General features: G+C 65.3%; 10 protein-coding genes. All 10 read right to left on the reverse strand.

The window, feature by feature from the left end; genetic code table 11:
- Positions 1–39: 39 nt before the first annotated feature.
- The 10 genes from ACEN9G_RS25380 to ACEN9G_RS25425 all read right to left on the reverse strand — a co-directional run bounded on the left by ACEN9G_RS25380 (position 40) and on the right by ACEN9G_RS25425 (position 26138).
- Positions 40–3201, reverse strand: a complete 3162-nt coding sequence (locus ACEN9G_RS25380; protein ID WP_483127144.1) for a phospholipase D-like domain-containing protein — start codon at positions 3199–3201, stop codon at positions 40–42.
- 30 nt (positions 3202–3231) lie between these two features.
- Positions 3232–7035 (reverse strand): hypothetical protein, encoded by a 3804-nt coding sequence (locus ACEN9G_RS25385; RefSeq protein ID WP_495605467.1) that lies wholly within the window; start codon positions 7033–7035, stop codon positions 3232–3234.
- Entirely contained in the window at positions 7032–14126 is a 7095-nt protein-coding gene (locus ACEN9G_RS25390) for a hypothetical protein (RefSeq protein ID WP_483127146.1), read from the reverse strand. The genes ACEN9G_RS25385 and ACEN9G_RS25390 overlap by 4 nt, the downstream gene beginning before the upstream one ends.
- A 352-nt stretch (positions 14127–14478) precedes the next feature.
- Positions 14479–14736: a PAAR domain-containing protein gene (locus ACEN9G_RS25395; RefSeq protein WP_413342009.1), complete on the reverse strand. Its 258-nt coding sequence runs from the start codon at positions 14734–14736 to the stop codon at positions 14479–14481.
- A gap of 20 nt (positions 14737–14756) precedes the next feature.
- The gene (locus ACEN9G_RS25400) at positions 14757–16436 is read right to left on the reverse strand and encodes a T6SS phospholipase effector Tle1-like catalytic domain-containing protein (protein WP_413342007.1); all 1680 of its coding nucleotides are present in this window, start codon (positions 16434–16436) and stop codon (positions 14757–14759) included.
- A complete protein-coding gene (locus tag ACEN9G_RS25405; RefSeq protein ID WP_413342005.1) occupies positions 16433–17053 on the reverse strand; it encodes a DUF3304 domain-containing protein in 621 nt (206 codons plus the stop codon). The genes ACEN9G_RS25400 and ACEN9G_RS25405 overlap by 4 nt, the downstream gene beginning before the upstream one ends.
- 12 nt (positions 17054–17065) lie before the next feature.
- The gene (locus tag ACEN9G_RS25410) at positions 17066–17947 is read right to left on the reverse strand and encodes a DUF4123 domain-containing protein (protein ID WP_413342004.1); all 882 of its coding nucleotides are present in this window, start codon (positions 17945–17947) and stop codon (positions 17066–17068) included.
- Positions 17944–20622 carry a type VI secretion system Vgr family protein gene (locus ACEN9G_RS25415; protein WP_413342002.1) on the reverse strand — a complete coding sequence of 893 codons (2679 nt, stop codon included), beginning with the start codon at positions 20620–20622 and terminating at the stop codon, positions 17944–17946. Before ACEN9G_RS25415 ends, ACEN9G_RS25410 begins: the two co-directional genes overlap by 4 nt.
- Before the next feature lie 174 nt (positions 20623–20796).
- Complete coding sequence (locus tag ACEN9G_RS25420; protein ID WP_483127147.1) at positions 20797–21399, reverse strand: NF038129 family PEP-CTERM protein; 603 nt, start codon at positions 21397–21399, stop codon at positions 20797–20799.
- Between the two features lie 11 nt (positions 21400–21410).
- Positions 21411–26138, reverse strand: a complete 4728-nt coding sequence (locus tag ACEN9G_RS25425; RefSeq protein ID WP_483127148.1) for a discoidin domain-containing protein — start codon at positions 26136–26138, stop codon at positions 21411–21413.
- Positions 26139–26164: the final 26 nt, after the last annotated feature.

Here is a 26164-nt window from a genome sequence, read left to right on the forward strand (position 1 = left end):
TGGAAACGTTTTCGGGTGTAAATATATGTAACTACGCCATCACGCCTTGGCCAAAAAACTTCCCAGCGTCGCCAATAGCGTCGCCCCATCTACACCGTCCGGGTCGGCTTCGTCCACGGTAGCCGGCATCACATCCGGGTTATAGCCTTCCCACAGCGGCTGGATCAGTCCCGCGCCGCCTTCCCCGAGCAGATTGCGCACGACGCCGAACGCAGTGCGCGGCAGCTCCAGCGCCGCCCATTCCGCGGTCGCATTGGCCGGCCCCGTCCCGACGGGCACGCCCAGCCGCGTGGCCATCAGCGCCCGCCGCAACTGGCGCAGCTTCTTCGAATAGCCGTCCTCGATCGCGCGGTCGAACGAGACCAGGTCGGCGGCGCCGTCGAACGTCATGCCGCGCCGCCGGAAGTGGCTCGTGCCGACGAGGGAATACACGTCGTCGACGATCACCACCGCACTGCGGATCGCGGTCGCGCGGCCGGGAAAGCCGAGCGGATGGAACACGGCCAGCCGGTCGCTGATGATGCCCGGGAATGTCGAGACGAGCGCCTTGCGCGCCCCGATCGCCTGCTGCACGAAGGTCTCGAAGTTCATCGGCGGGCCGCTGTGCGCGAAATCGGTGTCCCACGGCAGCGCCACCACCACGCGCAGGTCGCGGTGATCCGTCATGCGGTCGATGATCACCTGGGCCAGGTCGAGCATGTGGGCCGGCATGCCGCCGTTGTCGGCGGCCGTGGGCGCGAACTGGGCGCTTTCGATGTAGACGAGCTCACGCGCTTCGCCCAGCGCGCGCCGCAGCGACCACAGGGCGTCGCGCCGGCCGTGCTTCGCCACCCAGTATTCGCGCCGGATCTCGCGCAGCAGCCGGTCGCCGTTGGGCGAGTTCACGGTCGGCGGCGTGCCGCCCGGATTGACGGCGTTCGAGACCGCGTCGACGATGTCCTGCACCGTCGTCGCATCCTCGAAGGCCGATTCCGGTGTCAGCGACAGCTCGGGCGTGTCGCACACGGCCGCGATGGTCTGCAGCGCCGCGCCCATGCTCGTGCCGGCGTTCGGCGCCGCATCGTTCGGCGGCGTGGCCGGTTCGTTCATGTTGTTGCCGGCACCGTACAGGATCCAGCCGTCCAGCAACGTGGGCGCGCCGGGGAAGGGCAGCGGCGGCTTGGCGCGGCGCAGCGCGTGCCACGCGAAGTCGTAGGCCAGCGCACCCGTCACGCGCGCGCCCGCCGCGTGGATGTCCGGACCGGCCGGGTTGCCGGGGTTGCCCTGCGTGTGCTGGGCGGAGCGCGACTCCGGCATCCAGCGCGCGCCCGTCACGACGGCCTGCCACGACAGCGCGCCGTTGCTCGCGCCGGCATCCGGGATGCCCGCCGCGACGATCGTCTCGAAGCGCGCCATCAGCGGCAGGCGCGGACCCACGCGCGGGATGCTTTCGGAGGCGAGGCTGCGCGACAGCGCGGCCAGGGTGCCGCCGTTCGCGGCCGGCGTCGTGCGCGGGAGGCCGAACAGCGGGACCGGGCACCAGCCCCGCATCTCGGGCGGCACCAGCGGCAGGCGGTCGGTGCCGCCGAACGTGTTCAAGGGCGGCGCGGCGGGCGGGTCGACGGGCACGCGGATCCCGCTCCACAGCTTGCGCTGGCCGCCGCGCACCGTCACGACGATGTCCACGTCGATCCGGATGCCGGGGCTGTGCGGATCGCCCGGGCCCAGGCCGAACGGGTTGGTCAACAGGATACTCACGTCGTTCGTGCCGTCCGCCAGCGCCGCGCCGCCGTCGCCGCGCACGAACGACGGCTGCTTGCCGATGCTCGCGATCTCGGCGAAGCGGCGCGCGTACACGCGGATATGCGCATCCTTCGGTGCGGCCGCAGCCTTCACGGTGAAGACGACGTCGGGCGACGTGGGACCGGCCCACGCGGCGCTCGCGCCCTGGCCCGGCGACACGTTCGTGGCCGCACCCGGTCCGGGCGACGGCGGCGGGAAGGCGGGCCACGCGACCGTCGTGCCGGGCGCCGGCGCGGGCGGCAGGCCGAACGCGGCGAACGCGGGCGAGCAGGCGTAGACGAGGCCCGTGCCTGCCGCCTGGAAGCGCGCCAGCACGCCGTCGGCGAGCGCCCACGTGTTGACGCCGTCGACCGCGTAGTCGATCGCGACGCGGTCGCGCACCTTCGGCACCAGGTCGGCCGGCGTCGTGCCGTCGTCGCCGGGAATGGTGTTGCGCGGCGCGGCGTCGCGGTTGCCCAGCAGATGCCACTCGGGGTCGACCACGACCACGCGCAGGAACTGGCGCGCGAGCGTCGGCCCGGTCGTGGCGGGGAACGGCGGCGAGGGCAACGTCGCGGGCAGCGCCGGCATGGACAGCGGCGTGCGGTCCAGCGTGCCGCGCGTGGCGAAGCCGAAGCGCAGCACGCCATTGTCGCCGCTGCCCGCGGCGATGGTCTGGTTGGCGGCCAGCGTGGCATACCCCGTCGCATGGTTGACGGGCGTGGTCGACGGGCCGGGCGAGACGACGTTCATCGCGTTGCCGGGCCGTGTGGGCCGGTACAGGTTGCCGTGCAGGTCGGCGAACTGCACGAGGATCGCGCCGCTCGTGGGCAGCGCGGCGATGGCTGTGAGGCCGCCGGCGTCGCCGAGCGTGCCCGGCGCCTTCGGATAGCGCAGTCCCGGCAGGCCCTGGACCAGGTCCGCGAACATGGCCGCCACGGCCACGGGGCAGATGATCAGGCCGCGCGCATCGTGGAACGAGACCACGAGCGACGCCGGCAGGCTGCCGTCCTTCGGCGGCGGAACCGGATCGCCGGCCTCGACGCGGCGCGGCGTCTCGTCCGGCGGCGACGTCAGCCGGAACAGCAGCGCGACGGGCAGCGGATGCACGAGCGGGCCGCCGTTGGCATAGCGCGCGGCGGCGAGGCGGAACAGGCGTTGCTGCGCATGCGGATGCAGCCGGATCACGCCGCAGTACGCATCGATCGGCTGGCCCTGCGCATCGGTGAACGCGTTGCCGTGGACGTGCCACGTGAGCATGCCGCCGAACGGACACTCCGCATTCGTCAGCGCCAGGGTCAGCGCGACCGGATCGAACGTGGGCGCCGACGTCGTGGACCAGCGCGGCGCCAGCTGCAGGCCGGTCAGGCCGAGCGTTTCGAGGCCGTCGGCCTGCAGGCGGTTCTGCGCCTGCGCAGTGGTGAACTGGGTGATGTCCATGGTAGCCCGTCCTCTGTATTTCGCGACCTGTTATTTCGCGACCTGTTCGGCAAACCGTCCGTCCGGCGCGGTGATCCGCACCGTGACGCTCGCCACCGCGCCGTTGAACGTCAGGCCGTAGCTGGTCGCGCCGTGCGCGCTGTTCAGGCGGACCAGTTGCCACGGCTGGCCGGGCAGCGGCGGCTTGCCGGCCACCGGCACGTCCGCCAGCGCCATTTCGATCACCGTCACCTGGCCGGGCAGCTTGATGATCGGGCCGCGCAGCACGTCGAGCGCCTCCAGCGCCACTTCCTTCCTGGCGAGGATGGCCGCCACGCCGTGCGGCTGCACGACCGGATGCGGTACCGGCGCGATGATCGGCTTTTTCGGCGCGGCGACGGTGACCCTGATCGTGTACTTGCCGCCCGCGCGCGGCGGGATCGGGGCGCTGGAGCGCCACGTGGCGTTGACCACGTTCGGCTTCACGACGTGCATCTCCAGGTCCAGCACGTCAGGCGCGGGATCGACGGGTCCGGACGCCACGGTCAGCACGCGCTCCGTGCCGCGCCCGAGCGGATCGGTCAGGCGCACCACGACGGCCACGCGGTCGTTGACCGAGCCGCGCCTGAGCCGCAGCGCGTACTGCGTGGCGCTGGTGCGCCACGTGCCGCTTATCGGCGGCGCAGGCGGCGCGGCGGGGACGGCCTGCAGCTCGAACGCTTCCAGCAGCAGCGGGTCCGGGGCCGATTTCGACGGGCCGCCCAGGACCTGCGCGTCGACCGTCAGCTTGTGCGGTCCCAGCGCCGTCTTCGGGACGGGCGCGGTGCTCGTGAAATGCACCAGCACGTCCTGCACAGGACCGCCCGGCCACTCGGCCGTCAGCGGCGACAGGTTCGGCGGCCCATCGGGCGGGATCACCACCGACATCGCGTTCGATGTGGGCGAGCGGCCCGGCAGCAGGGCGCGGTCCGGGTCCGGATGTGCCCACGCGATGGCGCGGTACCACACTTTTTTCCAGGAGCCGTCCGGCTGGTCGGCGCCGGTCGCATCGGCCAGCGCGGCGGCATCGTCTTCCAGGCCGTGCACGGTCCAGCCCCCGCCGCCCGCTTCGATGGTGGCGACGGGCGGGCCCATGGTGTCCAGTTCCATCGCGGCCGCTTCGACCCGCGTGCGGAACAGCTGGTAGCGCGCGACGCGGGCGCCGGGCTGGCTCGCGAGGTCCACGTGCACCGCGAACTTCGGCGTCGCGGCCGGCTGGTCGACGCGGCGGATCTCCAGCCGCGGCGGGGCCGGCGTGGCGATGTCCGCCGCCGCGATGGCGACGACGCGCTGCTCGTTGTCGGCCGGGGCGGGCCAGTTCGATTCGACGTTGCCCGCGTTGACCGCGACCATCGTGAACAGATGGATCTCCTTCGTCCCGCGCGGCAGCACGAGGTCGGCCGACGTCTCCGGCTGCGCCTTCGTGTTCACCCGCGTAAACAGCGCGCGAAAATTGTCGGTGGAGGCGGCGAGGCAGTCGCGCAGGAAGGCCAGCCGTTCCGTATAGGTCAGGGTCGGATCGGGCGCCGGGTGGTCGGGATCGCCGACCTTCGCGAGGATCGCGCTCTCGGTCGCCGTGTAGATGAAGTACCCGGTCGCGCCGGCGGCGGGCGCCCACGACACGCGCACATGATGCTCGCCGCGCGCGTCGGCCAGGCTGGCGCGCTTGACGATTTCCGGCGGCTCCGGCGCGGGCGGGATCGGGTCGGACGCGTAGGCGATGTTCGGCCCCGGTTCCGTCGTGGAGCCGGAGACGGGCGGTGCGAGCCAGGCGCTGTCGCGCAGGGGCTGGGCGCGCTCGCGCACGCGCGTCCACACGGCCACGCCGACGTGGCCGATGGCGTTGTAGTCCAGCTGGAAGCCGGAGACGGTGATGCGGTAGCGGCGCACGTCGTCCGCACCGACGGGGCCGGGCGCGACGAGATTGCCGTCGATGTCGAAGTAGTCGACGGTGACGTTGGGCGGCAGCGGCGACAGCTGGTCGCCGCCGAACGGCAGCACGAGCGGCGCGGCAGGCGGCACGGCGAGCGACGTCTGCAGCCCGGCCGGCAAGGTCGTGTCGGGCGGTGGCGTGTGGGCGCGCTGGGGCGCCGCGAACAGGCGGCTGCGCAGTTCGATCTGCTGCGGCCTGCGGACTTCCCAATCCCAGGCCAGCTCCACCGTCAGGGTGCCGGCGCACACGCGGCCCGACGCGGGCACCGCGGCATCCAGCGCGCAGCGCAGCACGCGCGGGCGGTCCAGCGGCGGCTGCTGGTCGGCATGATCGACCGTGCCCCACACGGACCACTGGCCCCAGATGTCCTGCAGCGCGATGCCGTAGCGCAGGGCGAGGCCGGCCGCCGTCAGCGGCAGCACGAGGGAGGAATCGACGGCCGAGTGGCGCGTCGTTTCCTTGTCCTTGGCGTTGTTGGCGAGCGTGATCGGGGCGAGGCCGCCGCTGGGGCGCGGGCGCATGATGGCGTCGGCGCCGACGGCGGGCGTGATGGGGTTGGCGCGGGCGAACGCGAAGCTGGACGTCGTCAGCAGCTTGAAGCGCGGCAGGCGGTCCCACGATACGCGCGCGGCCGCGGTCCACGGCTGGTCGGCCGCGTGCGGGCGGCTGTGCGATTGCACTTGCGCCTGCAGGGCGTTCGGGGCTGGCGGGCGCACGGGCGGCGGCGCGCCGATCGCCAGCGCGGCCATCTCCAGCGGTCCGGACGCGCCGTCCATGCCCTTGTCCCACGTGGCCGTGACCATGAAGTCCATCATGCGGCTGGGGATGGCCACGGCGCCCGGCGTCACCGAGCCGCCGGACGTGACTTGCGCGGCCGGGTAGGCGGTGCCGAAGCCCAGCGCCAGCGCGAGCAGCGGATCGCTGCCGGCGGCGACGAACGTCAGGCCCAGCGGCGGCAGGCTCGCCGTGGACGGATCGCCCAGCGTGCCGCCCGCGCCGCGGGGTCCGGGGATGTCGACGAGGTCGCGCTGGCGCGCCTGCAGCACGGGCGGCATCTTGAGCACTGGGCGCAGGCGGGGCAGCAGGTCTTGCCGCACTTCCTTGACCAGCCCGTCGAAGTCGGGGAGGGCCCACGCCGGCGCCGGATTCGGCCCGAGCGTGCCGGGCCAGCCGAAGGGCGCGGCGCCGCGGCGCAGGCGGTCGCGCGCCGCATCGCCCGGCGTCGTCAGCGCGCCGACCATGCCCTGCTTGTCGGCGTGCCGTCCCACGTCCGACCATTCGGACGGCTCGACCGGCAGGCCGACGATCTCCAGCGGCCGCCACGCGTCCGAGTTCGCGTAGTCGTGCGCCGTGATCCCGCGCACCGAGATCACGCCGACGGGGCCGGGCGACGCGATCGCCACCGCGACGATGGACGTGCCCCACAGCAGGACCTGGCGCTGGCCGGTACCCACGGTCTGGATGATTTCCAGCGCGTCGATCGCCACCGGGCCGTTCAGTGCGGCCAGGTTCGCATTGGCGGCGGTGACGTCGATGCCGACCGTGACGTACACGAGCGGATCGCCCATCCACCACACGATCGTGGCGCCGTCCTGGTTCTGGTACGTGTGGAAGGGAATGTTGCGCAGCTCCTTCTCGGACGGCAGCCGGGCCCACACCGTGAACGGCCCGCCCAGCATGCCGTAGTCCTGGTCCGGCAGCTCGGGCGCGAGCTGCGGGTTGATCGACCAGCGCAGCTGGGCCATCGCATAGCCCTCGATGCCGCGCCGGCGCCATTCCTCCGCCCAGCGCTGGTCTTGCGGATCGCGGGCCCGGTTGATGTGCGCCCAGTTCGTCAGCGCGGCGCGGGCGTAGAAGCGATAGGGGTCGACGACGCGGCTCATGCTTGTTCCTCCCAGGGTGCGTTCAGCAACGAGACGTAGGTGATCTTGACCGGGTCGGCCGGCCACGTGGCATCGAACAGATAAGGCTTGTCGGCGAAGCGTTCGCGCTTGACGCCCAGCGCCAGGCCGTTGGCCCCGCGGCTGCCCGGCTTGAGGACGACGATGGCGCGCTGGCCGCCCGGCGCCGGGATCACGCGCTGGATCACGTCCGGCGCGCCCGGCATCTGGGCCAGCTGCAGCCACGTCACGGGCAGCATCTCGTAGCGTTCGGGCGCGCTGGGCACCGGATCGGTCACCTTGGTTGGCACGAGGCGCGTGCGGTGCAGCGGTTCGGGCGAGTCGACGATCACGGCCACCGGCTGCGGCGGCTGGGCGGGGTCGGCCTGCTCCCACAGCGCGACGACGCGCGGCGCGGTGGGCGTGCCCATCGGCCCGAGGCCCGCCGCGATCATCGCTTCATCGAGCTCGCTGCCCTGCGGCGCGTGGCTCGCGAACGTGGACGACAACGTTGCGATGCGGCCCGCCTCCACGTAGCGGTGTTCGGGGCGCGTGCCGAGGAAAGTGTTGGCGAATTCGCCCAGGGTGCCGTAGGCCGAGGTCGAGAACGAGCGGCGCAGCACGCGCTCGCCCACCGTGTTCTCGGGCGCGTCCTCGTCGACCGACTCGATGTCGACGACGTAGTCCGTGCACGGATCGAGCGGGATCGGCACCGTGACCTTGCTGTGGCGGACCATCTCGGCCTCGAAGTCCACGCACGGCTTGCCGCCATCTTCCTGAAGCACTTCGCGCACGCTTTCTTCCCACGGCGACAGCAGGCCGCCCTTCACGTCGTCCAGGGTGTCCGCGTTGATCGGGAACGGATGCGGCACCGCCGGCGTGGAGGCCGGGCGGCGGAACGACGCCGCCTTGATCCGGACCTGCAGCTTCTTGCCGTAGGCCGCGTACAGGTGGCTCACGTCGTTGGTCGCGAACACGAACGACAGCGGTTCCTGGCCGAACACGTGGCTCTCGCCTTCCTCCGGCAATGTCATCAGCACCCACGGATCGAGCTTCTTCGGTGCTTCGTCGTCGGTGCGGAAGTGGTAGACGCGGCTTTCCGTCGTCGCGTCGATGTCGTCCGTTTCCGCCGCCGTCGGACGGGCGTCCTGGTCGGAGGTCCGCACGGTCCACTCGACCTTGACCTGGTACGCCGTGTCGGGCGCCAGCAGCGCGTGGCCGCAGGCGTCGTCCGACAGCGCGGCTTCGACGGCACCGTGATTGCGCGTCGTCGTCGTCTCGTCCCAGTCGTGGCGCGCGATTTCTTCGGCGTGCATGAATTCAGCCACGGCCAGATAATAGGGACGCATCAGCAGGCGCATTTCTTCCGGCCGGATCGGATCGCGCATGCTCTGGCCGATCTCGATCGTGTGGACCTTGTTCGCGCCCTTGATCTCGACGATCACCGGCAGATATGCCTTGTTGCCCTGCGTGGACGTCGTGCCGCCCAGCGCGGACAGGTAGCCGGCCGCGAGCTGCACGTCGTCGCGCCACGGGCCCGCGGCGCTCATCCACTCGGGCGGCACGGGGCGGGTCGGCACGACGTCGGCCAACGTGACGGCCTGCCCGGCGAGCAGCGTGCCGTCCTTGGCGCGCTGGCGCACCAGCACGTTCTCCTTGCGCACGAGGGTGGACAGCACGAACAGCAGCAGCCGTCCGGCAGCGATTTCTCCGCTGTGGAGGACGATGCCGTTGAAGAGTTCCGGCGGGCGGAAGCCGAGCGCTTTCCACGCCTGCTTCACGGCCTTCTCGTCGGACGGGTTGCCGAGCGCGATCACGCGGCCGTCGTCGTTCAGCGGGCTGGCCAGCACCTTCGCTTCGCAGCGCTGCGGTTCGGTTGGCGACGTGGCCGCGGCGGCCAGGTGCACGGCGGACGTCGCGAGTTCGGCGCGCGACAGCGGCTGTCCGGCCTGCAGCCTGGCGGCCGTCGCGGCCCACGTCAGGCGCGTCGCCGGCAGCGCATCGATGCGGCGGATGCCGGCGACCTGCGCCACCTGGTCGCGGACCGCATTGCGCTGGAGCGCGACCGGGCGTAGCTGCGGACGCGTGGTGGAACCCGGCGTCGGCTTCGTGTCGCGCGGGCAGGGCGCGGGCGTGCCGGTCACGAACGCGGGATCGATGCCGCGCTTGCGGTCGATGAGGTCGATGCCGCAACGCCAGCACTCCGTCACTGCGAGCGTCGTGACGGGCGCGCGCGACCGCACGGTGTCCGGCGGATCGGGCCACGCTTCGCCGTCGACGATCCAGCCATCCTTCGATGGCCCGAGCTGCTCGTAGCGGAACGTCCACAGCACCGACGTGGCCGGCGCGGCCTTGTGGCAGACGGTGCCCCAGCGTTCGCGGACCGTCTCTTTCTGGTACTCGCTGCGCGTGAACGCTTTCGGCGTGGCGTTCGGCGTCCAGGCCAGCAGCGCGAGCTGCACTTCGAGCTGGGCGCTGGCCGGGTCGATCGGGTTCTTGAGCGTCCACCACACGGACGGCTTGTCGCCGTCGCCGATCGGGCCCACCAGTTCCACCTTCGTGATTTCGTAGCGCACCCAGTTCTTGCCCTGCTGCTGCCAGCCGTTCTCCGCCGCGCCGGGATGGTTCAGCGGCGCGCTGCCGAACACCGTGAGCCCGTCGTCGACCGGCGGCACCGACAGCATCAGCACGGGGATCGCGTCGACCGGCACGGCCGGCGTCTGGTCGGTGGTACCGCCTTCGGTCGCCGTGCCGATGGCGCCGTCGACCGGGCGATCCGTGCCCGTGCCCAGCACCAGCGCGGGCGAGCGCGAGACGAGCTTCAGATCGCGCACGAGCGGCGGGGCAGGGAGCTTCGGCACGTTCGTGGCGCCCAGGTGGAAGTCGACGCAACCCTTGATCGTGAAGAAGAACAGGTCCACTTCGCCGCAGATCTCGCCGTCGATCCTGGAGATGCGTTCGCGCCGACCGTCCGGCAGCACGTTCTCGCCGACGTCCACGTCCAGCTCCGCGTAGGCGCTGATGCTGAGGATGAACAGCACCAGTTCGCCGCGCACGTACAGCCGGCCCGCGAGGCGGAACGGGTCGAAGCCGAGCACCGCGTCGAAGCCGGCGCCGATGCGCAGGTACAGCCGTGCCGGCACGCTGCCCCACGTGAACGCGGCGCGCAGGCCGGTGCCGATGGCGAAGCCGTAGACTTGCGGCAGGCCGGCGTCGGGATAGGCGGGCAGGCCGTTCCCGGACAACATCAGGTAGCCGGACGCGTCGATCACGGACAGGATCGTGCATTGCACCGGGTCGCTGCGCTGGCCGAGGTACAGGTGCCAATCCTCGCCCTTCTTGAGGTTGAAGAACGCTTCGATCGGCACGCGGATCTTGATCAGCGGGTCGATCGTGTAATCGGCGACGATGCCGATCGTGAGCGTGCCGCGGCCGGCGTCCAGGTCGATCACGGCCAGCAGATTGCCCTCGGCGTTCTTGTCCTTCAGCGCGGGCATCGGTTGCAGCAGGCGCGCCTTCATCATCAGCAGGATGCGCGGGCCGGGCAGTTCGAGCATGAACACGCCCTTCAGGTTGAACACGACGCTGCTGCCCATCGTGCCGATCGTCGCGCCCACGCCGAACGCCCAGTGGTCCGGATTGCCCTTCCACGCGTCGGGATTGGTCGGATTGCCGCCGGCCCGGTTCTTCAGCCAGTCGAGAGCGATCGTGGGGCCGGTCAGCCCGTCCTCGTCGCGCGCGTAGTGCATCGCGAACATGCCGAGGAAGCCGTAGATGCCGAGGCCCGAGCCGCCGAGCGGAATCGCGACCGGCAGCTCCAGCTCCAGCGCGACGAACACGCCCGTGCGGCCTTCCACGTGCGTCACCTTGAGCACGGCGCGCACGCGGGTGTCGATCGGGACCAGCTGCAGGTCGATGGCGCCGGCGACTTCCTCGCCCAGTTCGAAGCTGCCCTTGCCGACCAGGACACCGGGGATGTTCACGCCGGCGCCGAACGCGGTCAGCTCCACGCCCGCCACGCCGCCTTCCTCGGCGAATTTCAGGCGCACGCGCGCGCGGTCGAACGTGACGACGCCCAGGTCAGCGTTCAGGCCCAGGTCGAATTCGAACGACAGCGGATTGGTACGCGCCACGCGCGCGCCAAGGATCTTGATGAACTGGCCGAGCGGATCGGGCACCGTGATGCCGCCGCCGCTCGTGAGATCGATCGAATAGCCGCGCGACGAATCGAACACGGGGCGGAACTGGAAATCGCGCTCGCCCGGCGTATTCCCGAAGCGCATGCCGATCGCCTTGTAGCGCACGGACAGCGGCGACTCGCGCGGGATGGTCAGCAAGGTGATCCCGCCGATTTTCACGTTCGCCGACACGGCGGTCTCGATGTCGCCCAGGATCGCCACCTCGGTGCCGTTGGCGCGCTTGCGCACAGCGATTTCTCCGCCCCACAGCACGACGCGTTCGACGTTGAAGTAGCCGGCCTGCGCGAGCCCGGTCGCGAGTGCCACGCCGCCGACCGCGAGCACCGCCGGCACCATGTCGCCGGACGCCGGGTTGGCGGGGGCGGCGGCGTCGAGCAGGGGCGCGAACAGGGCCGTCATGCCGAGCAGGTTGCGGCCGAAGTGTCCCTCCGCGAGCAGCGGCTGGCCGGGCAGTTGGCCCGTCATCACGAGGCCGTCCTTGTCGGCAGGGTCCGCACCCAGGTACGCGAGCGCGCTCCAGTCGCCCGTCGCGTTATCGATCTGGAAGACGATGCGCGCCTTGATCACGCCATCCATCGGATTGCTGCCCATGCCGCGCAGGACGGGCTCCATGCCCGGGTCGCCGCCGTTCTGCTGGATGAACTGTTCGGACGGCGTGTTGATGTCGAATTCGCCGTAGACCTCGACCGCCACGAACTCGTCGCGCACGATGCGCACCTTGGCGCCCAGCGCGCGGAACCAGCTGGGCGGCGTCGGCTGCGTCGGGGCCGGGTCGGGCGTGTTCACGGGGATCTGCGGCACCTTGGTTGCGCCGCGCGACACCGTGCCCTTCGTGACGGTGCCGGGCAGCGGCGCGGCCGGCAGCCTGGCATCGGCGCGCCAGTTCGTGCGGCGCGTGTCGAGGTCGGAACTGCCCACCGGCCCGCGGCCGAGGAGGGTGAAGTGGAGGTTCTTGCCCGGTGCCGCGGCGCGGATGATGTGCGCAAACGCTTCCGCGCGCCGGCGCGACAGCAGGAAGTTGTAGTCGACGTCGTTCGGGTCGTCCTCGTTGCTGGCCCAGCCCGTGATCTCGATGGTGGACCCGGCCGGTACGCGGTCCAGGCGCGCCGCGTAGGTGCTGCCCACGGGATTGCCCGTGAACGGGCTTTCCGCCGCATCGGTGGCGGCCGCGCCGGTGCTGGAATTGGCCGGCCTGGTCACGTCGGCGGTCGGCGTGGAGCCCACGGTGCCGGGCAGGCCCGCCACGTAATCGATGCCGGTGGTCGGGTCGTGCTCGGGCAGTTGTTTGTTCGTCGGGCGGTCGAAGCGGAAATAGGCAGTCACCGTCTCCGGGCCTGCGCCCACGGCCGGCGTGGTCGCTTCCACTTCGGCCGACTCGTTCTCGCCCAGTTCGACGGTGCAGTCTGCGCCGGCGGGATAGTCCTTCGCCGGCGCCGCGGGCGGCTTGCGCACCTTCCACGTGGTGGCGGGGTCAGGCGGATCGAGCGTGATCGTGATGCTCGAATGGTTGCGCGCCTTGAGGCGGAACGGGGGCGCGCCGACCGGCGTGCCGTCGCGCGTGATGCTGCCGGTGTCGAACTGCGCCTCCGCGACGATGGGCGTGCCCGGCTTGGTGCTGCCGGTCTTCGGGCCGGCCGCGATGGTCAGCTGGGCCGGCGTGCCGCCCCCGCTGGCCGCACCGACGACGATGCTGCCCGCGCCGTCGCCGCCCAGGTCGACGTCGAACACGTTCGGCATCGATGGCGCGCTTGGTGCGAGCGGGCTGCCGTCCAGCGCGGCCGTGAAGGCGTACGGCGGACGCTGGCCGGACGCGTCGACCACCATGCGCGTGCGTTGCGGCAGCATGGCGGTGGCCGTGTCTCCCGTGCGCGTGATGCCGATCGGCTGGTTGCCGGGACCGTAGAAGCGCGCCGACACGCCGATCGGCGCACCCTGGTTGATGACGGCGACGTCGAAGTCGCCCGTGATGCCGGGCGTGTTCCCAAGCCCGATCAACAGGTTGCTGGCGCCGGCCGACACGGCGATGTCGTTCATCCCGTGCGGCGCCACGAACAGGCGCACGACGGGGAGGTACAGGCCGGTCCAGTTCTCGTCGTAGCCGAACTGCGCCAGCACCTCCGGCGGTGTGTAGCCGTTCGACAGGTCCAGCACGGCGCTGCGGAAGCCGAAGCCCACGACGTTCGAATCACCGATGAATGCGTACGGCGGCGTCATCGTGATCAGTTCGGCGGTACCGAGGTCGCTGCCGTCGTCCAGGCTGGACGCGCCGAGGCTCAGGAGGTTGAAGGCGAGGACCCCGGCAGCGTCCTGCGACAACTGCATGCGCAGCCTGGGCAGGGTGAACGACACGACGGTGTTGGCGGGGTCGCGTTCCAGCAGGCCATCCGACTCGCGCAGCTTCGCGCCTTTCAGCATGGGCGGGCGCAGCACGACCGTCGTGAGCAGCATGTCGAGTGTGAACTGGGCGCCGGGATAGTCGGATACCGGCATGTCGATCGGCAGCGTGTCGAGTACGTTGAACACGTCGGTCGTGGTGGCCGCCACGCCCGTCGCGGCCGCGATGATCGGGGAACCGGTGCGCGGGACGAACAGTTCGAAGGCGATTTGCGTGTCCTGGATGTCGATCCACGGATCGCGCCGGGTCGGATCGTCCTGCGGATGCAGGCCACCGGCGGTGGCGGTGACGGTCAGGCGCGCGTTCGGGAGGTCGAGCACGGGCCGCGCGGAGACGGCGAACTTCGCTACGCCGCGGATCGTCGTGCCCTCGGCCGCGCCGGTTGCCTCGTAGTGGTCGACATAGATGGCACCCAGCGCCGCTTGCCAATCGCCCAGGGTCGTGCCGAGCAGTTGGTAGGGCGAGACCAGGTCGAGCAGCGAAAGAGGGAAGGCGGGCATTGCGGACTCCTTCAGACGTCGATGACCCCGTACGGGCGGCACGCGGCCTCTCGCACGATGAGATTCGAAAATGGCGGCGGTTGTTCTGGAGGTACGGCGCACTGGCCCCGGCCGCGCGAAAGTGGACCGGGAAGAATGTGTTCTTGTTATTGAGGCGGAGTCGACTGGAGATAATTTAAACGCAATTTTGTTAAATCACAAGCGATCGGTTGCAAAATATTCGTAAATATGTTTGTTGCTTATTCGAGTGGGATAAACTGGCGGAGGGCACGGAAAAAGCTTGCGCGGCGGGCAAGAGAGATTGAGCTGCAATTAACATTTATTGCAACTAATGCGTGAAGTCGTCGACGGATCATATCGACGAGATCAGCCTGGCGCCGCAGGCGGTGATATCTTGATCGTATGCGACTCGTTTGCCGTGGTGCCTGCGCGAGTCGGTGCAAGGGTGGATGGAAAACTTACCTTTACATTGAGGGCAATACGTAGAGTCGCCTTCGAGAGCGACCCGCTTGCCGAGCACGGTGAAATCCTGTGCTGCCGAAATGACCTCTCCGCCGTGCGTGGTCTTGTCGCCGAGGCGGATGACACCTCGTCCTTTCTCGTCTTTCATATTGCCCTCGCTTGAATCCGTTACGCGATGCTGCGTGCCGTGTCGGTGTCCTGATTGGCGGCCACCGTGTGGTCGTCGCTACCCAGGAAGACTCGACGGTAACGCCAATATCCCGTGACTTCGCATTTCGGTAGATTGAACCCAGCCAGGGAGTCGTGTACGTAATCGTCAAAAAATGCGGCTAGCGTGTGCGGCGTCGGTTTTGCACGCTGCGCAAGTGCAAACACTTCCCGCGCTTCGGGCTCCAGGAAGGAAGTTGTCAAAACGTCTTTTCTTGCTCCTGTATAAAGAACATCTTTGAGCGCTGAGAAGGTTCTCTTACCCAAGCTCATGGAAGCCGATCGCGTCATTGCAGCGGCGTCATTGATCAGACGATTATTCCACTCAAGTAGAATGTTTTTCTCGGCGCCGTCCGCACGCTTGACCTGATTGCTCATGTCGAAGCGATCATGTATTTGCCACCGCCAGTTGAGGTACGATTGAAGCCACTCGTAAATCGGCCGAGGTGCGAGAGTTACCTGAGAAACGAAATCGGCGAAAGATTTCGCAAGATTGGGATGAATTGCAAACGGGTCGTAACTGCCGGAGATTGTCCGAGGTTTTTTCAACGGAACGCCGGCCGCGACCGCGCAATCAAACATGTGGTTAAGTGGAATTTGAGATAGCTTCATCGAATCGTGTCCAACCGCTACGCCGAGTTCGCCAGGCCGATAACCGCCCCCGACATCGCTGTGCGCACCAGGATAAGCGTGCTGGACCCACCCCGTCTGTAGTTTGCCGTCAACGCCAGTCTCGTCCAAGGGAAAATTCCGTCTTAGCTCATGCATCGCAACCATGTGCACGCAGTTTTGCACGGAGGTCGGTAAGCGTAACGCATCGTTACTGGCCCATGCTCCGTGTCCTCCCGTCGAATTCGTTACCAGTGCAGACACGCCAGACCAAAATCCTGCGGATGCGACCGTGTCGAAAATCCCTACAAATCGAAAATGCAACGGAACACCGGCGAGACGGCCGTCAACGAGGATTTCGTTCAGCCAACTGCAGAATACCCGTGCCTCTGCAGCGCCTCTGGAAAAGCCAAATACGTCGAGGAAGCACTCAATGACTCGGGGTTTCCCTTCCTTTAGTTTTGCCTCCAAATTTTGTGCTTGTCGAATTAGGAATTCGCGGCGAATGTTGTTACTGCCTACGTTCATTTGCAGAAGGCCGCTATGTACGCCGAGTTTGGCGAGGTGCTCTCGATCCATGCTATCGCCTACATTCAAACTATTGCGACATAGCGCGAGAACAGTTTTCTCATCGAACATGTCACTATTGAAGCAGCGATAGTGTAAAGCGTTGAATACCGATAGTAGACCATAAATGACTCGTCCTTCGCAGCCCACTGCGCAACCCGTACCTAGTTTGCTTTCCTCAAGTTCTCCTATTTCTGGAAATTTTGTTCCTACACCTGGAATATAAGAGGCGTTGTACCCAGTGAATGGATCGTCGTTATAGGCGCTGTGTAGCCGCGAAATATTAGTGTCGGCAAGCTTTGGACGGTCACGATCTTGATTGTTGTTGGTTCCGTCAAAAAAGAGGCCTATATTCGAGATTGCCTGGCATTTTTTAAAATCGGGATCATGTTCCGGCAAGACTTTCCTAATATTTCTTATCGGAGCAGTCTGTGTTGGTGATAATGCCACATCAGCTCTTTTCATCGCCAATCTCCAAATTTCTCTTTATTGCGAGCGTCTTCATCTATTAATCTGGCGATCTCATCTGGGGAAAATAGCGCCTTGACTGCGAATCCCGTGGTTGCCTGATGAGTCGCGTGCGTATCTCCGAACTGAATGGGATGCTGCTTTCCGTATGGTCCGAATGCGCTCACAACGATTCGCACGCCACCTTGTGGAAAGAAATGTACCCAGAAGTTCTCTGGTTCATCATAGGCCTCTACTGGTACTTGCGCATGGTATAAGCCAGCGACCTCTTCCGTTTCCGGTAACGCAGGATTGGACGACCTTACGATGTGGCGCACCTCCCAGCGGACGTTCGCTTTCAAACCGGGATACCATTTCCTGGGAAGCATGAGACAGCAAACCATTGACCCTCCACCACCACTCTCGCCGACAGTGCCGCCACTATATTTGTCGACGTAGAATGCCGCGATCCGATAATCGCCTCCCATGTGATGTACGCCTGTCACGGTAACAGGAATGTAGTTGTCTACCTTGTAGTAGTCATAGATAACGACGATGATTGAAAAAAATACTCCCATTAGTAGGAATGAAGTGACGGGATACCAACGTAAGAAATTCGGGATGGCAACTCTCATAATTCGCTTGCCTTAGATGTAGTTAATCGCATTTGATTCCTCGTTACTAGTTTCATTTTGTAGGGGCTGATGTCTTGAGTCACGGGTCTCGTTAATTAATGCCGAAATTTTAATGCGAAACTCAGCGGGTGCGTTTATTGCAAGAAAATTCTGAATTTCAGGGCGGTTTAGAATTTCACATCGGCTTATCAGTGCAGCCTCTGTCAGAAAAAGTAAAATCAATGAATTGGAATTTCCTGCGGCACGCCACGCTTGACGCGCTGCGAGAGCCCACGCGTGTTGTTCCGCCGTATTTCCGGTCAAAGGCAAACCATGACCCATCATTTTTACTTTGGCGATGCAGTGGTCCGGCTCGCTGGCCTCGTCGAGTGCGGCCAGTTGATCGTGAGTCAGGCTAAACGGCGTCGGTGCGTACTCGACCGGTTCGGCAGGCGATAGTGGAATAAGCGTTCCCGATCGGTCATGAACTCCCCAGCGCGAGATCGGGCCCTTAATGGTTGCCCATTGTGCTTTGGTCAGTACGACCGACAGCGGGGCGAGAACCGTGCAGTCTGCATACCTGAGGGTGAACTGTTTATCGTCAGGAGAGACGATAAAAATGAACCGACGCAGATGTTGGGCGATCTGTTCAAAGCCTGGTTCGGTTTCGATAATCGACACGTGCAGCGCGGGTTTGCGCGCGTTCACGTAGCTCATGACCCGGTCGATGTCTCCGGCTTCATACGCGGCGTCGAGGTCAACGAGGAGTGGGCTGACCGCCAAGGCATGATCGGGATAAATCGGCTCAAGCCATAGCGGGCGATTTTTTGAATCAACTTCGGTGTAGCTTGCCGACACTTCCTCCAGCAACCCGTTGTCGATCAAGAGGTACGCGTTCTGATTTCCATTGTTCATTTCGCCTCCACCAGCGGACTGTGCGCGCGTGCCGCCATGAGCAGGCAAGGAATGCAAATGTCATGGTGTGGGAGTTCGTCAGCGAACTGCACTTGTGTCGCCTGCTTGGCAAATGTCTGATGATCGGCGGCGTACGTGTAACTGTTGCCCGTCGTTTTGCCGATGATGCCGTCGGCGCTGATCCGCAGTTCACTGCCGCCGCCATAGAGACAGACCCCTTTCCGGGCCTTGATGTTGATCCAGTCCGTTGTGCTGATCAGCTCCATCACTTTTTTCGCAAGCAGTTCGATGCTCCCGTCCTGCGCTTCGGTTTGCATATCTCCACGCGCAGCAATATGCTTCATGCCGCCGTCGTTCGCATAAACGTTGACTCCATGGGCCGCGTGTGTGGAAGTTTTTCCACCCGTGGTGACGTGCATATCAGCCGCCGTGATGAAGTCGATATCTTTTTCCGCGCCGAGTGCAAGATTCTCGTTGCTCGCCATGATGATCCCCGCCGGCCCGCTGATCGCGACGATAGGAGCACCGCCTGAATCGCTGCCTGCATCCGCGATATTGGACCCGCTGTCCAAATGTCTGAGTTTGTCAACGAGCTGTGCCAACTGCGGCCCATTGGCGGGATCTTTTGCATGGGTTTCCGCGAGCTTCGAGAGTTGGTCGGCAATGTCGCGTAGCCCGTCAGCAAGGCCAATGAGCTTTGTTCGATCCAACTGGTTGCCTCTGGCCCGATCGCTGCCCTCGGAGGTAATGAGCACGCCTTTGCCACCGCGAATCGCCACGGCGTTATCACTCCTGAGCTCGGCACCCTCGCCGCGAGGCTGGCGGCGGTCGTCTCTTGGATGCGTTAGCCAGCCAAGATTCAGTTGCGAAGTGCCATCGTCACTTGAGAGTTGAGCGCTGATCTCGTGTGGCGTGTCGTCAAAGCGGAGCTGGTTCGCGCGCGTGCCGTGGATTTCCTGGCTACGCATACCCGAAAGGAAACGCGTCACCGGCAGATTGGCCCGCTTGCTTAACGGGGGCGGCAGAGCTTGTCCATTGAAGAGCTGGCTGATAATGATGGGCTTGTCGGGATCACCGCCGAGAAAAGCCACCAGAACTTCGGTTCCGACTCTGGGCAGGGTTAGGGTGCCGCATTGAGAATCGCTACCGCCAGCCCAGGTTGTTGCCACCCTTACCCAAGCAGAATCGGCACCAGCACCCGATGGGTTGGTACCGAGGTCGTGTTGACCATCTCTCGGGTATGCAGCTGGAAACCGAATCTTCACACGGCCGTATTCATCGCAATGCACGACGTCGTTTTCCTCTCCGACCACGATGGCAATCTGTAAGCCAGGGTCACGCAGGTCAGTACGCGGGTCGAATGATGGAACGATCGGGACGGAACGTCTAACGGCTTCGAAGCGCATCTGAAAAGGGGCGGCGGCCCCATCTTCGCTTCCAGCGATAAGGGAACCGGAGGCGTCGTGCCAGCCATTGCACACAAACAGCCGGTGTAAGCGGTCCTCCAGGCTTTTTGGCAGGTTATTTCGAGCCCTGACTTCGAGCGACGTGATGACGAAATCGCGCTCGGCCTCCGGATGACGGTCTATCTCCGGGTGATCTTTGATCGTGAAGTATTCGCCGGCGCAGAAATCCCGTACGCTTCCTTCTCCGGTAAATTGTTTTGCGTCCAGCTCTTTACGCTGCATCCGTAGTAAGCCGAGGCGGTGCAGATCCCGATCGTCCGCGCCGACATGCGGCGATTCGACAATGAACTCCTGCATCCTGTTTGCCAGCTGGTTTCCTGAGACGCCTTGGTCGGCCGTGGTGGGAGCCTCGGCGAACATCCTTGGCACGTTTCCTGGCTGCTTATAGTCCCAACTGAAAATGCTCGAGCTGCCCGCCTGGAACTTGCGTACCGCGCGCCAACGCGTCACGGAGTCCCGCTCCTCGGTCGCGGCGTCGCGGTGATAGCGGATGACGCCAGCCGCGTTTCGCGTCAGGTCACTCTGGCAATCGAAAAGTACCAGGGTATGTGCTGATGCGAGTTCGGTTGCCCGGCTTTGTTCTCTCCAGGCCCGATTGCGACCGGGACGAAAGCACCAGGCGACGCCGGAACGTGCCGACAACCGGCGTACGAATGCAGCATCCGATTCGTTGAACTGTATTGTTTGTTCGCGCTCTGCGTATCTGTCGAGCCGGAATCCAGGCGCAAACTCAAAGTCGAAATTACCAGTCAAAGCGCTGTTGAGTTGCGTCCATTCCTTTAACACGACCGTTACAATCTGCGGCCAACTCATTCTCCGGAAGACACGGGTGTTGACGCGCTGGTCCATGAATGCCATGGCGTCGCTGACGACGAGCTGGTAGCTGGCGATCGCGCCATCCGAATCGCCTGCACTGGCTTGCGAGATCAGGCCGCTGACCTTGCGCAATTCTCTTCGGTCATTAACAAATTCAAGTGTGGCCGGCAAGCCGATGAACTCTTTCAATGGAAGAGCGACAGACGTGGCAACGCAATTGACTTGGTATCTAAATCCGCCGCAGACGGACTCCGATCCAGTGACAACCTGTGGAAGCAGAATATCGTCGGTATAGGACTGGCGATGGAAGAGCTTCAGCTGGATGGGACGATGACTCGAATTCAGCCACTTTTTCTCGCGAATGAAGTTGCCCAGTTCGCTAGCGTCTTGCATCGCATCCTCCCATAGTTACCTATTGGAACCAGCGAGCATTCTGGCACTTAACGCAAAGACGAAATTGAGTATTGGCAAAGCCTGTGATTAGGTCGCGAATAGCTTAGCCGTGAATAAGAAAAAACCCGGAAGCCGCACATCGGCTTCCGGGCTGCTTCAGGTCTTCAGGACCGCTCAGAACCTGCGCGCTTCACGCCCCCGCCACGCCATCATCGCCAGCATGGCAACCAGCATCAGCGCCGCCGTCGACGGTTCCGGAACCTTCGTCACGCTGCTGACCGGGGTCGAGGGCGCCGCCACGAGGACCTGTTCGCCGACCGGAGCGAACGGCTGCAGGAACAGGTTGCCCAGGTCGCCGTCGGCGCCCAGGTAGTGCGTCGCATCGAACAGGGCCCAGCCGAACGCCGTGCCGATGTCGCCCGGCAGCATGGTGAAGCTGACGTCGAAGCCGAACTTGCCGCCCAGCTGGATGGCTTGGACCAGGTCACCGCCGCCGCCGGCATTGCCGAACACGAAGGAACCGGGCGCGGTGCCCGTGACCGTGCCCGTCAGGTCCGCCGCGCCGTCCAGCGCGCCCGCCAGGTTGCTCACGATGGCGGTCGCGGCCGGCGCGCCGTCCAGTCCCAGGAAGTACAGCTCCAGGAAAGCCGGCCCCGAACCCAGCGACGCCGTGTCGATGTCGACGTGATAGAGCGGGGTAGCGGCTGCCTGGCCGCAGGTGCCGGTCAGCGCGGCCGCGAGTGCCAGCCAGGATACGAAGTGCTTGAAGCGAAACATGGTCAGGTCCTTTACTGGATGCTGAAGAGGGCCGGCGTGTACGCGATGCCGGCTTTGTTCGGGTTGGAGAAAGTGGTCGTCAAGGTGACGCTCTGGCCCGGGGCCAGGCCGGCGACCGGCAGCGCCATGTACGGCACGCCGTCCTTCACGCCGGTTTGCGTGTCCAGCGTGACGCCGGCCGTCAGTGCCTGCAGGCGGAAATGCAGCGGACCCGTCAGCGTCCGGCCGCCCGTATTCGTGATCGTCACCGACCCCGTGTACTTGTTGGTGAAGCGGTTCACCGTCAGGCCCGAGCGCGCGATCGATGCGAAGGAGGTCACGTCCGCCGATTTGTCGATCGACACCGTCACCGCGTGCGCCTGTTCGGTGTTGCCCGCCCAGTCCTTGCTCCAGTAGCTCACCGTGTGCGTGCCGCTCGTGGTCAGCGTGACGGAGTTGCCCGTCTGCTGCGCGCCGCCGTCGACCGTGTAATACGTCGCTGCGACACCCGAGCCGCCCTGGTTGTCCGTGGCCGCGAAGGTGACCGTCGCGTCCGTGGTCGCCGTGCCTTGCGGCGCGGTGGCCGTCGTCACCGGTGCGGTCACGTCCGCGCCATGCAGCGAGCCGTGCAGGCGAACTTCCCTGATGGTGCCGAACCACGCGTTCGGGTTGTACACACGGATGTAGCGGTAAGGCACCAGGCTCGTGACCGGCAGCGTCTGCCATTCCGCCGTCGACTGCGCCGCCGGGGTCAGCGTGGTCCACGCGGTGTTGTCGTTCGAGCCCTGGAACACGAGGCCGTTGACGCGCGTGTAGTACTTGTCCTGGCTGCCGATGACTTCGGTGCTGGTCAGGCTGACCTGGTTGCCTTCCTTGAAGTCGAAGACCACCCAGGCACCCGTGCCCGAGCCGCCCGAGCCGTTACGGAAGTCCGAACCGGTGCCCAGGTTCGCGTCGAACAGGGTCTTCACGATCGTCAGCGTCGTGGCGGCGTTGCGGTTCGTGGTCGAATCGATCAGCGTTGCGATGGTCGGAACGTTCGGGATGAGGTCGCTCTCGTCGACCAGGGTCAGCGAGGTCTTGTCAGTCGTTTCCGTGACCTCGTAGCCCGTCTTGCCGGCTTGCGTGAGGTAATTGATGGCGAACTTCACCGTACCCGGCTGCGTCCCCTGGGGCAGGGTCGCGGTGGCCGTGTAGTTGATGTTGTCCGTCGTCGCGACTGTAGCGGGCAGGCCGGCGATGGTGACCGCCACATTACTGATCGCTTCCTTGGCCGTGAAGTTCAGTTTCGCGGTACTTCCGGGCACAACCCTGTTGCGCAGCGCCTGGACCGAGGTGAGCGACGCGGATGCGATGCGGTTGGTGGACTCCACGGTGCCATACAGGCGCAGCTCGGCCACGTTCCCATACCCATTGTTGGGGTTGGTCATGCGAATGTAGCGGTACGGCGTCGGATCGGTGATCTTCAGGCTCTGCCAATCCGACGTGTTCGCCGCGGCCGTCGAGATCGTCGTCCAGGTCGCATTGTCGTTCGAACCCTGGAAGATGGTGCCGGTCGTACGGCCGGTGAACTTGCTGTCCTGAAGAGCGATGACATCGGCTCTGGACAGCGCCACGGTTCCGCCGCCCCGGAAGTCGAACTCGAGCCAGCCATTGCTCCCGCTGCCGTTCAGGCGCAGGTCCGTCGCCGAGGCCAGGTTGCTGTCGAACAGGCGGTTGGCGTTCGAGATCACATCGGTCGCATTGCGGCCGTTGGAGTCCGTCAGGGTTGCGATATCGATCACGTTACCGATGTAATCTTTCTGGTCCGCGATGAACAGGTTCGTGGAATCGGTCGAGAACATCACGGGTTCCGCGTCCACACCGGCGCCAGTCTTGTAGTTGGCCAAAAACTTCACCGGTCCGGTCGCCGTGGTGGGCTTGACGACCAGTGTCGCGGTCCAGTTCAGGTTGTCCGTGGTCGTGATGGTTGCCGGCTCGCCCTGGATCGTTGCGGTCACATTGTTGACCGGTTCGGAGGACTGGAAGGAAAGCTTGATCGTGTTGCCGGACACAACGCGGTTCTTTACAGCCTGGTCCGACGTCAACGAAACGCTGTTCAGCTTGTTAACCGTTTCATAGCGGGTACCGAAGAGCCTGAACTCGCCGAGCTCGATGATGTTGTACCACGTGTTCAGGTTGACGGTGGAAAGCTTGAAGAAGCGATAGCGCTGGCCGCGCAGGTCCTCCTGCACGTCCAGGGTCTGGCGCGCCTCGCTCTGAATCGTTGCGTCGGGTGTGAGTCGCGTCCAGTGCTCGTTGTCGTTGGAGCCAAAGGCCGCGACGCCACTGGCGCGTTCCGGGAAGCTGGTGCGCGGCTCGAACTGGAACGCGCTCGCCGCCACCTTGAAGCTGGGACCGAAGTCCAGCGTGAACGTGAGATTGTTCTCCCTGGCGATGAAGTACGGGATGAAGGTGATGGGATCGTCGTCGACCCCGGTAGCGGCCCAGTCACCGAAGTTCGTCACCAGGTTCGAATTGAAGAACAGATTGGTGTAGTTCATGCTGCCGTCCTTCAGCAGCGGGGTCAGTTCCTGGAGTCCGGCGACCGCGTTACGCAAAGTCGCCAGTTTCTGGAAGTAGGTGGTGTCGTTGCCGGACCCGACCGCGGCCTGCATGTCCGCATAGGCAGCCTGGTAGGCATCCCTGGTCGACGTCACGTACAGCGTGTCCGGTTTGAATTGCGCGGCCACGACCCCGACGGTCGCCTGCCGGTCCGCACCCACGACGACCGTCAGCCGCTTGGTGGTCACCGTCGTCCCGTCCGAAGCCTCGACCACTAACGCGTACGTACCGGCCTGCGTCGGCAACCAGGAGAATGCGCCCGTGCTGGTGTCGAACGACGCGCCTGGCGGCAGGTTGTCGATGTTGTAGGTCACGACGTCGCCCGCAGCCGGATCGGTGGCCGAAAGGTCGATCGTCGTCGGGACGGTTGCGCCGGCATACGTGTACAAGGTCGTGTCGGCATTGCCGGACTTGAACACCGGCGGGCTCAGCATAGTGCTCGACTGGGCATTGATGTGATCGATGTCGACCGTGGTGCCGTTGCCGGTCAAGGTAACCTGGAGGAAATCGCCAAGGTTGATGGGTACCACCAGGTAGCGCCACTCGCCCCGGGTGTTCGGCAACGCGATCGGGTTGGCATAGGTGTCCAGGGTCATGGTGGCCGGGCCATTGGTCCGGAAGCGGAAGCCGATCGACGTGACGGTGCCGCCGTAATAACTGTACACGGCATAGCGCGTGCCTTCCGGCGTGGCCGTGCTGCGCACGAAGCTGGTCGAGCCTTCGGTCTGCGTCACCGAAGAACCGGTGAGCGGGGAGTAGCGGTCTTCCACTTCGCGATACGGATCGATGACGGAAATGCCCAGGTATTTGCTGCCCTCCGCCTCGGCTGCCTTGGGGATGCCAATCCAGAAGTCGCCGCCACCATCGGCGCCATCCCAGTTGTAGGCCCTGCGCTTGGCGTAGGCCGTCGTGTAACTAGGGGCGATCTGTTCGAGGTTCAGGCCGCGGACATACTTGTAGTAATAAAGCGCTTCCCAGGTGTTCTGCGTCAGCCGGCCCCGGCCCGATGACGACACGGTCGGATACATCGCCCGGACGCTGCCATCGGGGTTGACACTCATGGCGACTGGAACCCACGGGATGTCGTAACCGATATTCCATTTGCTGAACAGGTCATGAACAGCCAGCAGACGATCATCGAGGAATTCATAGGGGCCGACGGCGTTCGACTCGGTCGAAGGCGTACCTGTCACCGGATCGACCTTGGTACCTTGCGACATGATCATGCGCGCCAGGATTTCCGAGTTGGTGAGGTCGCCGGCGCCGTGGGCCTGATCGCGGCCCATTTCCACGTGCTGGATCTGGGGCGGTATCGCTTCGCCTGTGGCGTCATTCTTCGTCACCAGGCGGAACAGCCTCTCGATGGAGCCGGTCCATGCAGGATCGGGCGCATCCTTGTTGACGGTGAACCACTCGACCGTCTGATTGTACGAATCGCGATCGCCCATGAAGATCGCACCGGACATCTTCGCGATGGTCGTGTACAGATGCTGGTTCATGAAACGGCAGTTGCAATTGTCGTCGGTCAGGATTGTCGGCACGAAGAGGTTGGCCGCGATCTTCTGTGTGTCGTCATCCGTCCACGCGAGCGTCGGGTCCTGGGTGCTGGAATAACGCATAATTTCGGCCGCGCCGACCATCCGCTGCATCGGGATTCCGGTATGGATGTGCGCATCGGTGTAATACGCGTACTTGGCCGGATCCATTTGCTCGTACAGGCGCATGATGCGCATGACGTTGGCCCGGTAGACCGGATCGCCGGTCACGTAGTAAAGGATCGCCTGGGTGTAGGCGGTCAAGGCGTCCGACTTGAAAATGCCCTCGGCACCCTGCGATTCAATTCCGAGAATGCGCGGCTTGGTCTGGTCCGAGGCATTGACGTTCGCGATGTTGGGCGTGCGCTTGGCGCTGGCCGACTGGAGCATCATGTTGAAATGTGTATACCAGGGCTCTTTCTTCGCCAGAACCTGGGCCCGCATGTTTTCCAGCTGCGCCTTCGTGAAGCCGACGCCGGGATGCTTGAATCCGCTTGCATCGATCGTTTCGGTGAGGACCGGCTGGTAGCTGGTCACCATCGTGTCGATCGGATCCGCGGCCATCGCGAGCTGGCCCGGGAAGGGCACCAGCGTCGTCGCGATACCGACTGAAAATGCCATGCAGACGGCGCGTCTTAACGCATGGT

It is taken from the genome of Massilia sp. Masssp94 (assembly GCF_059491305.1).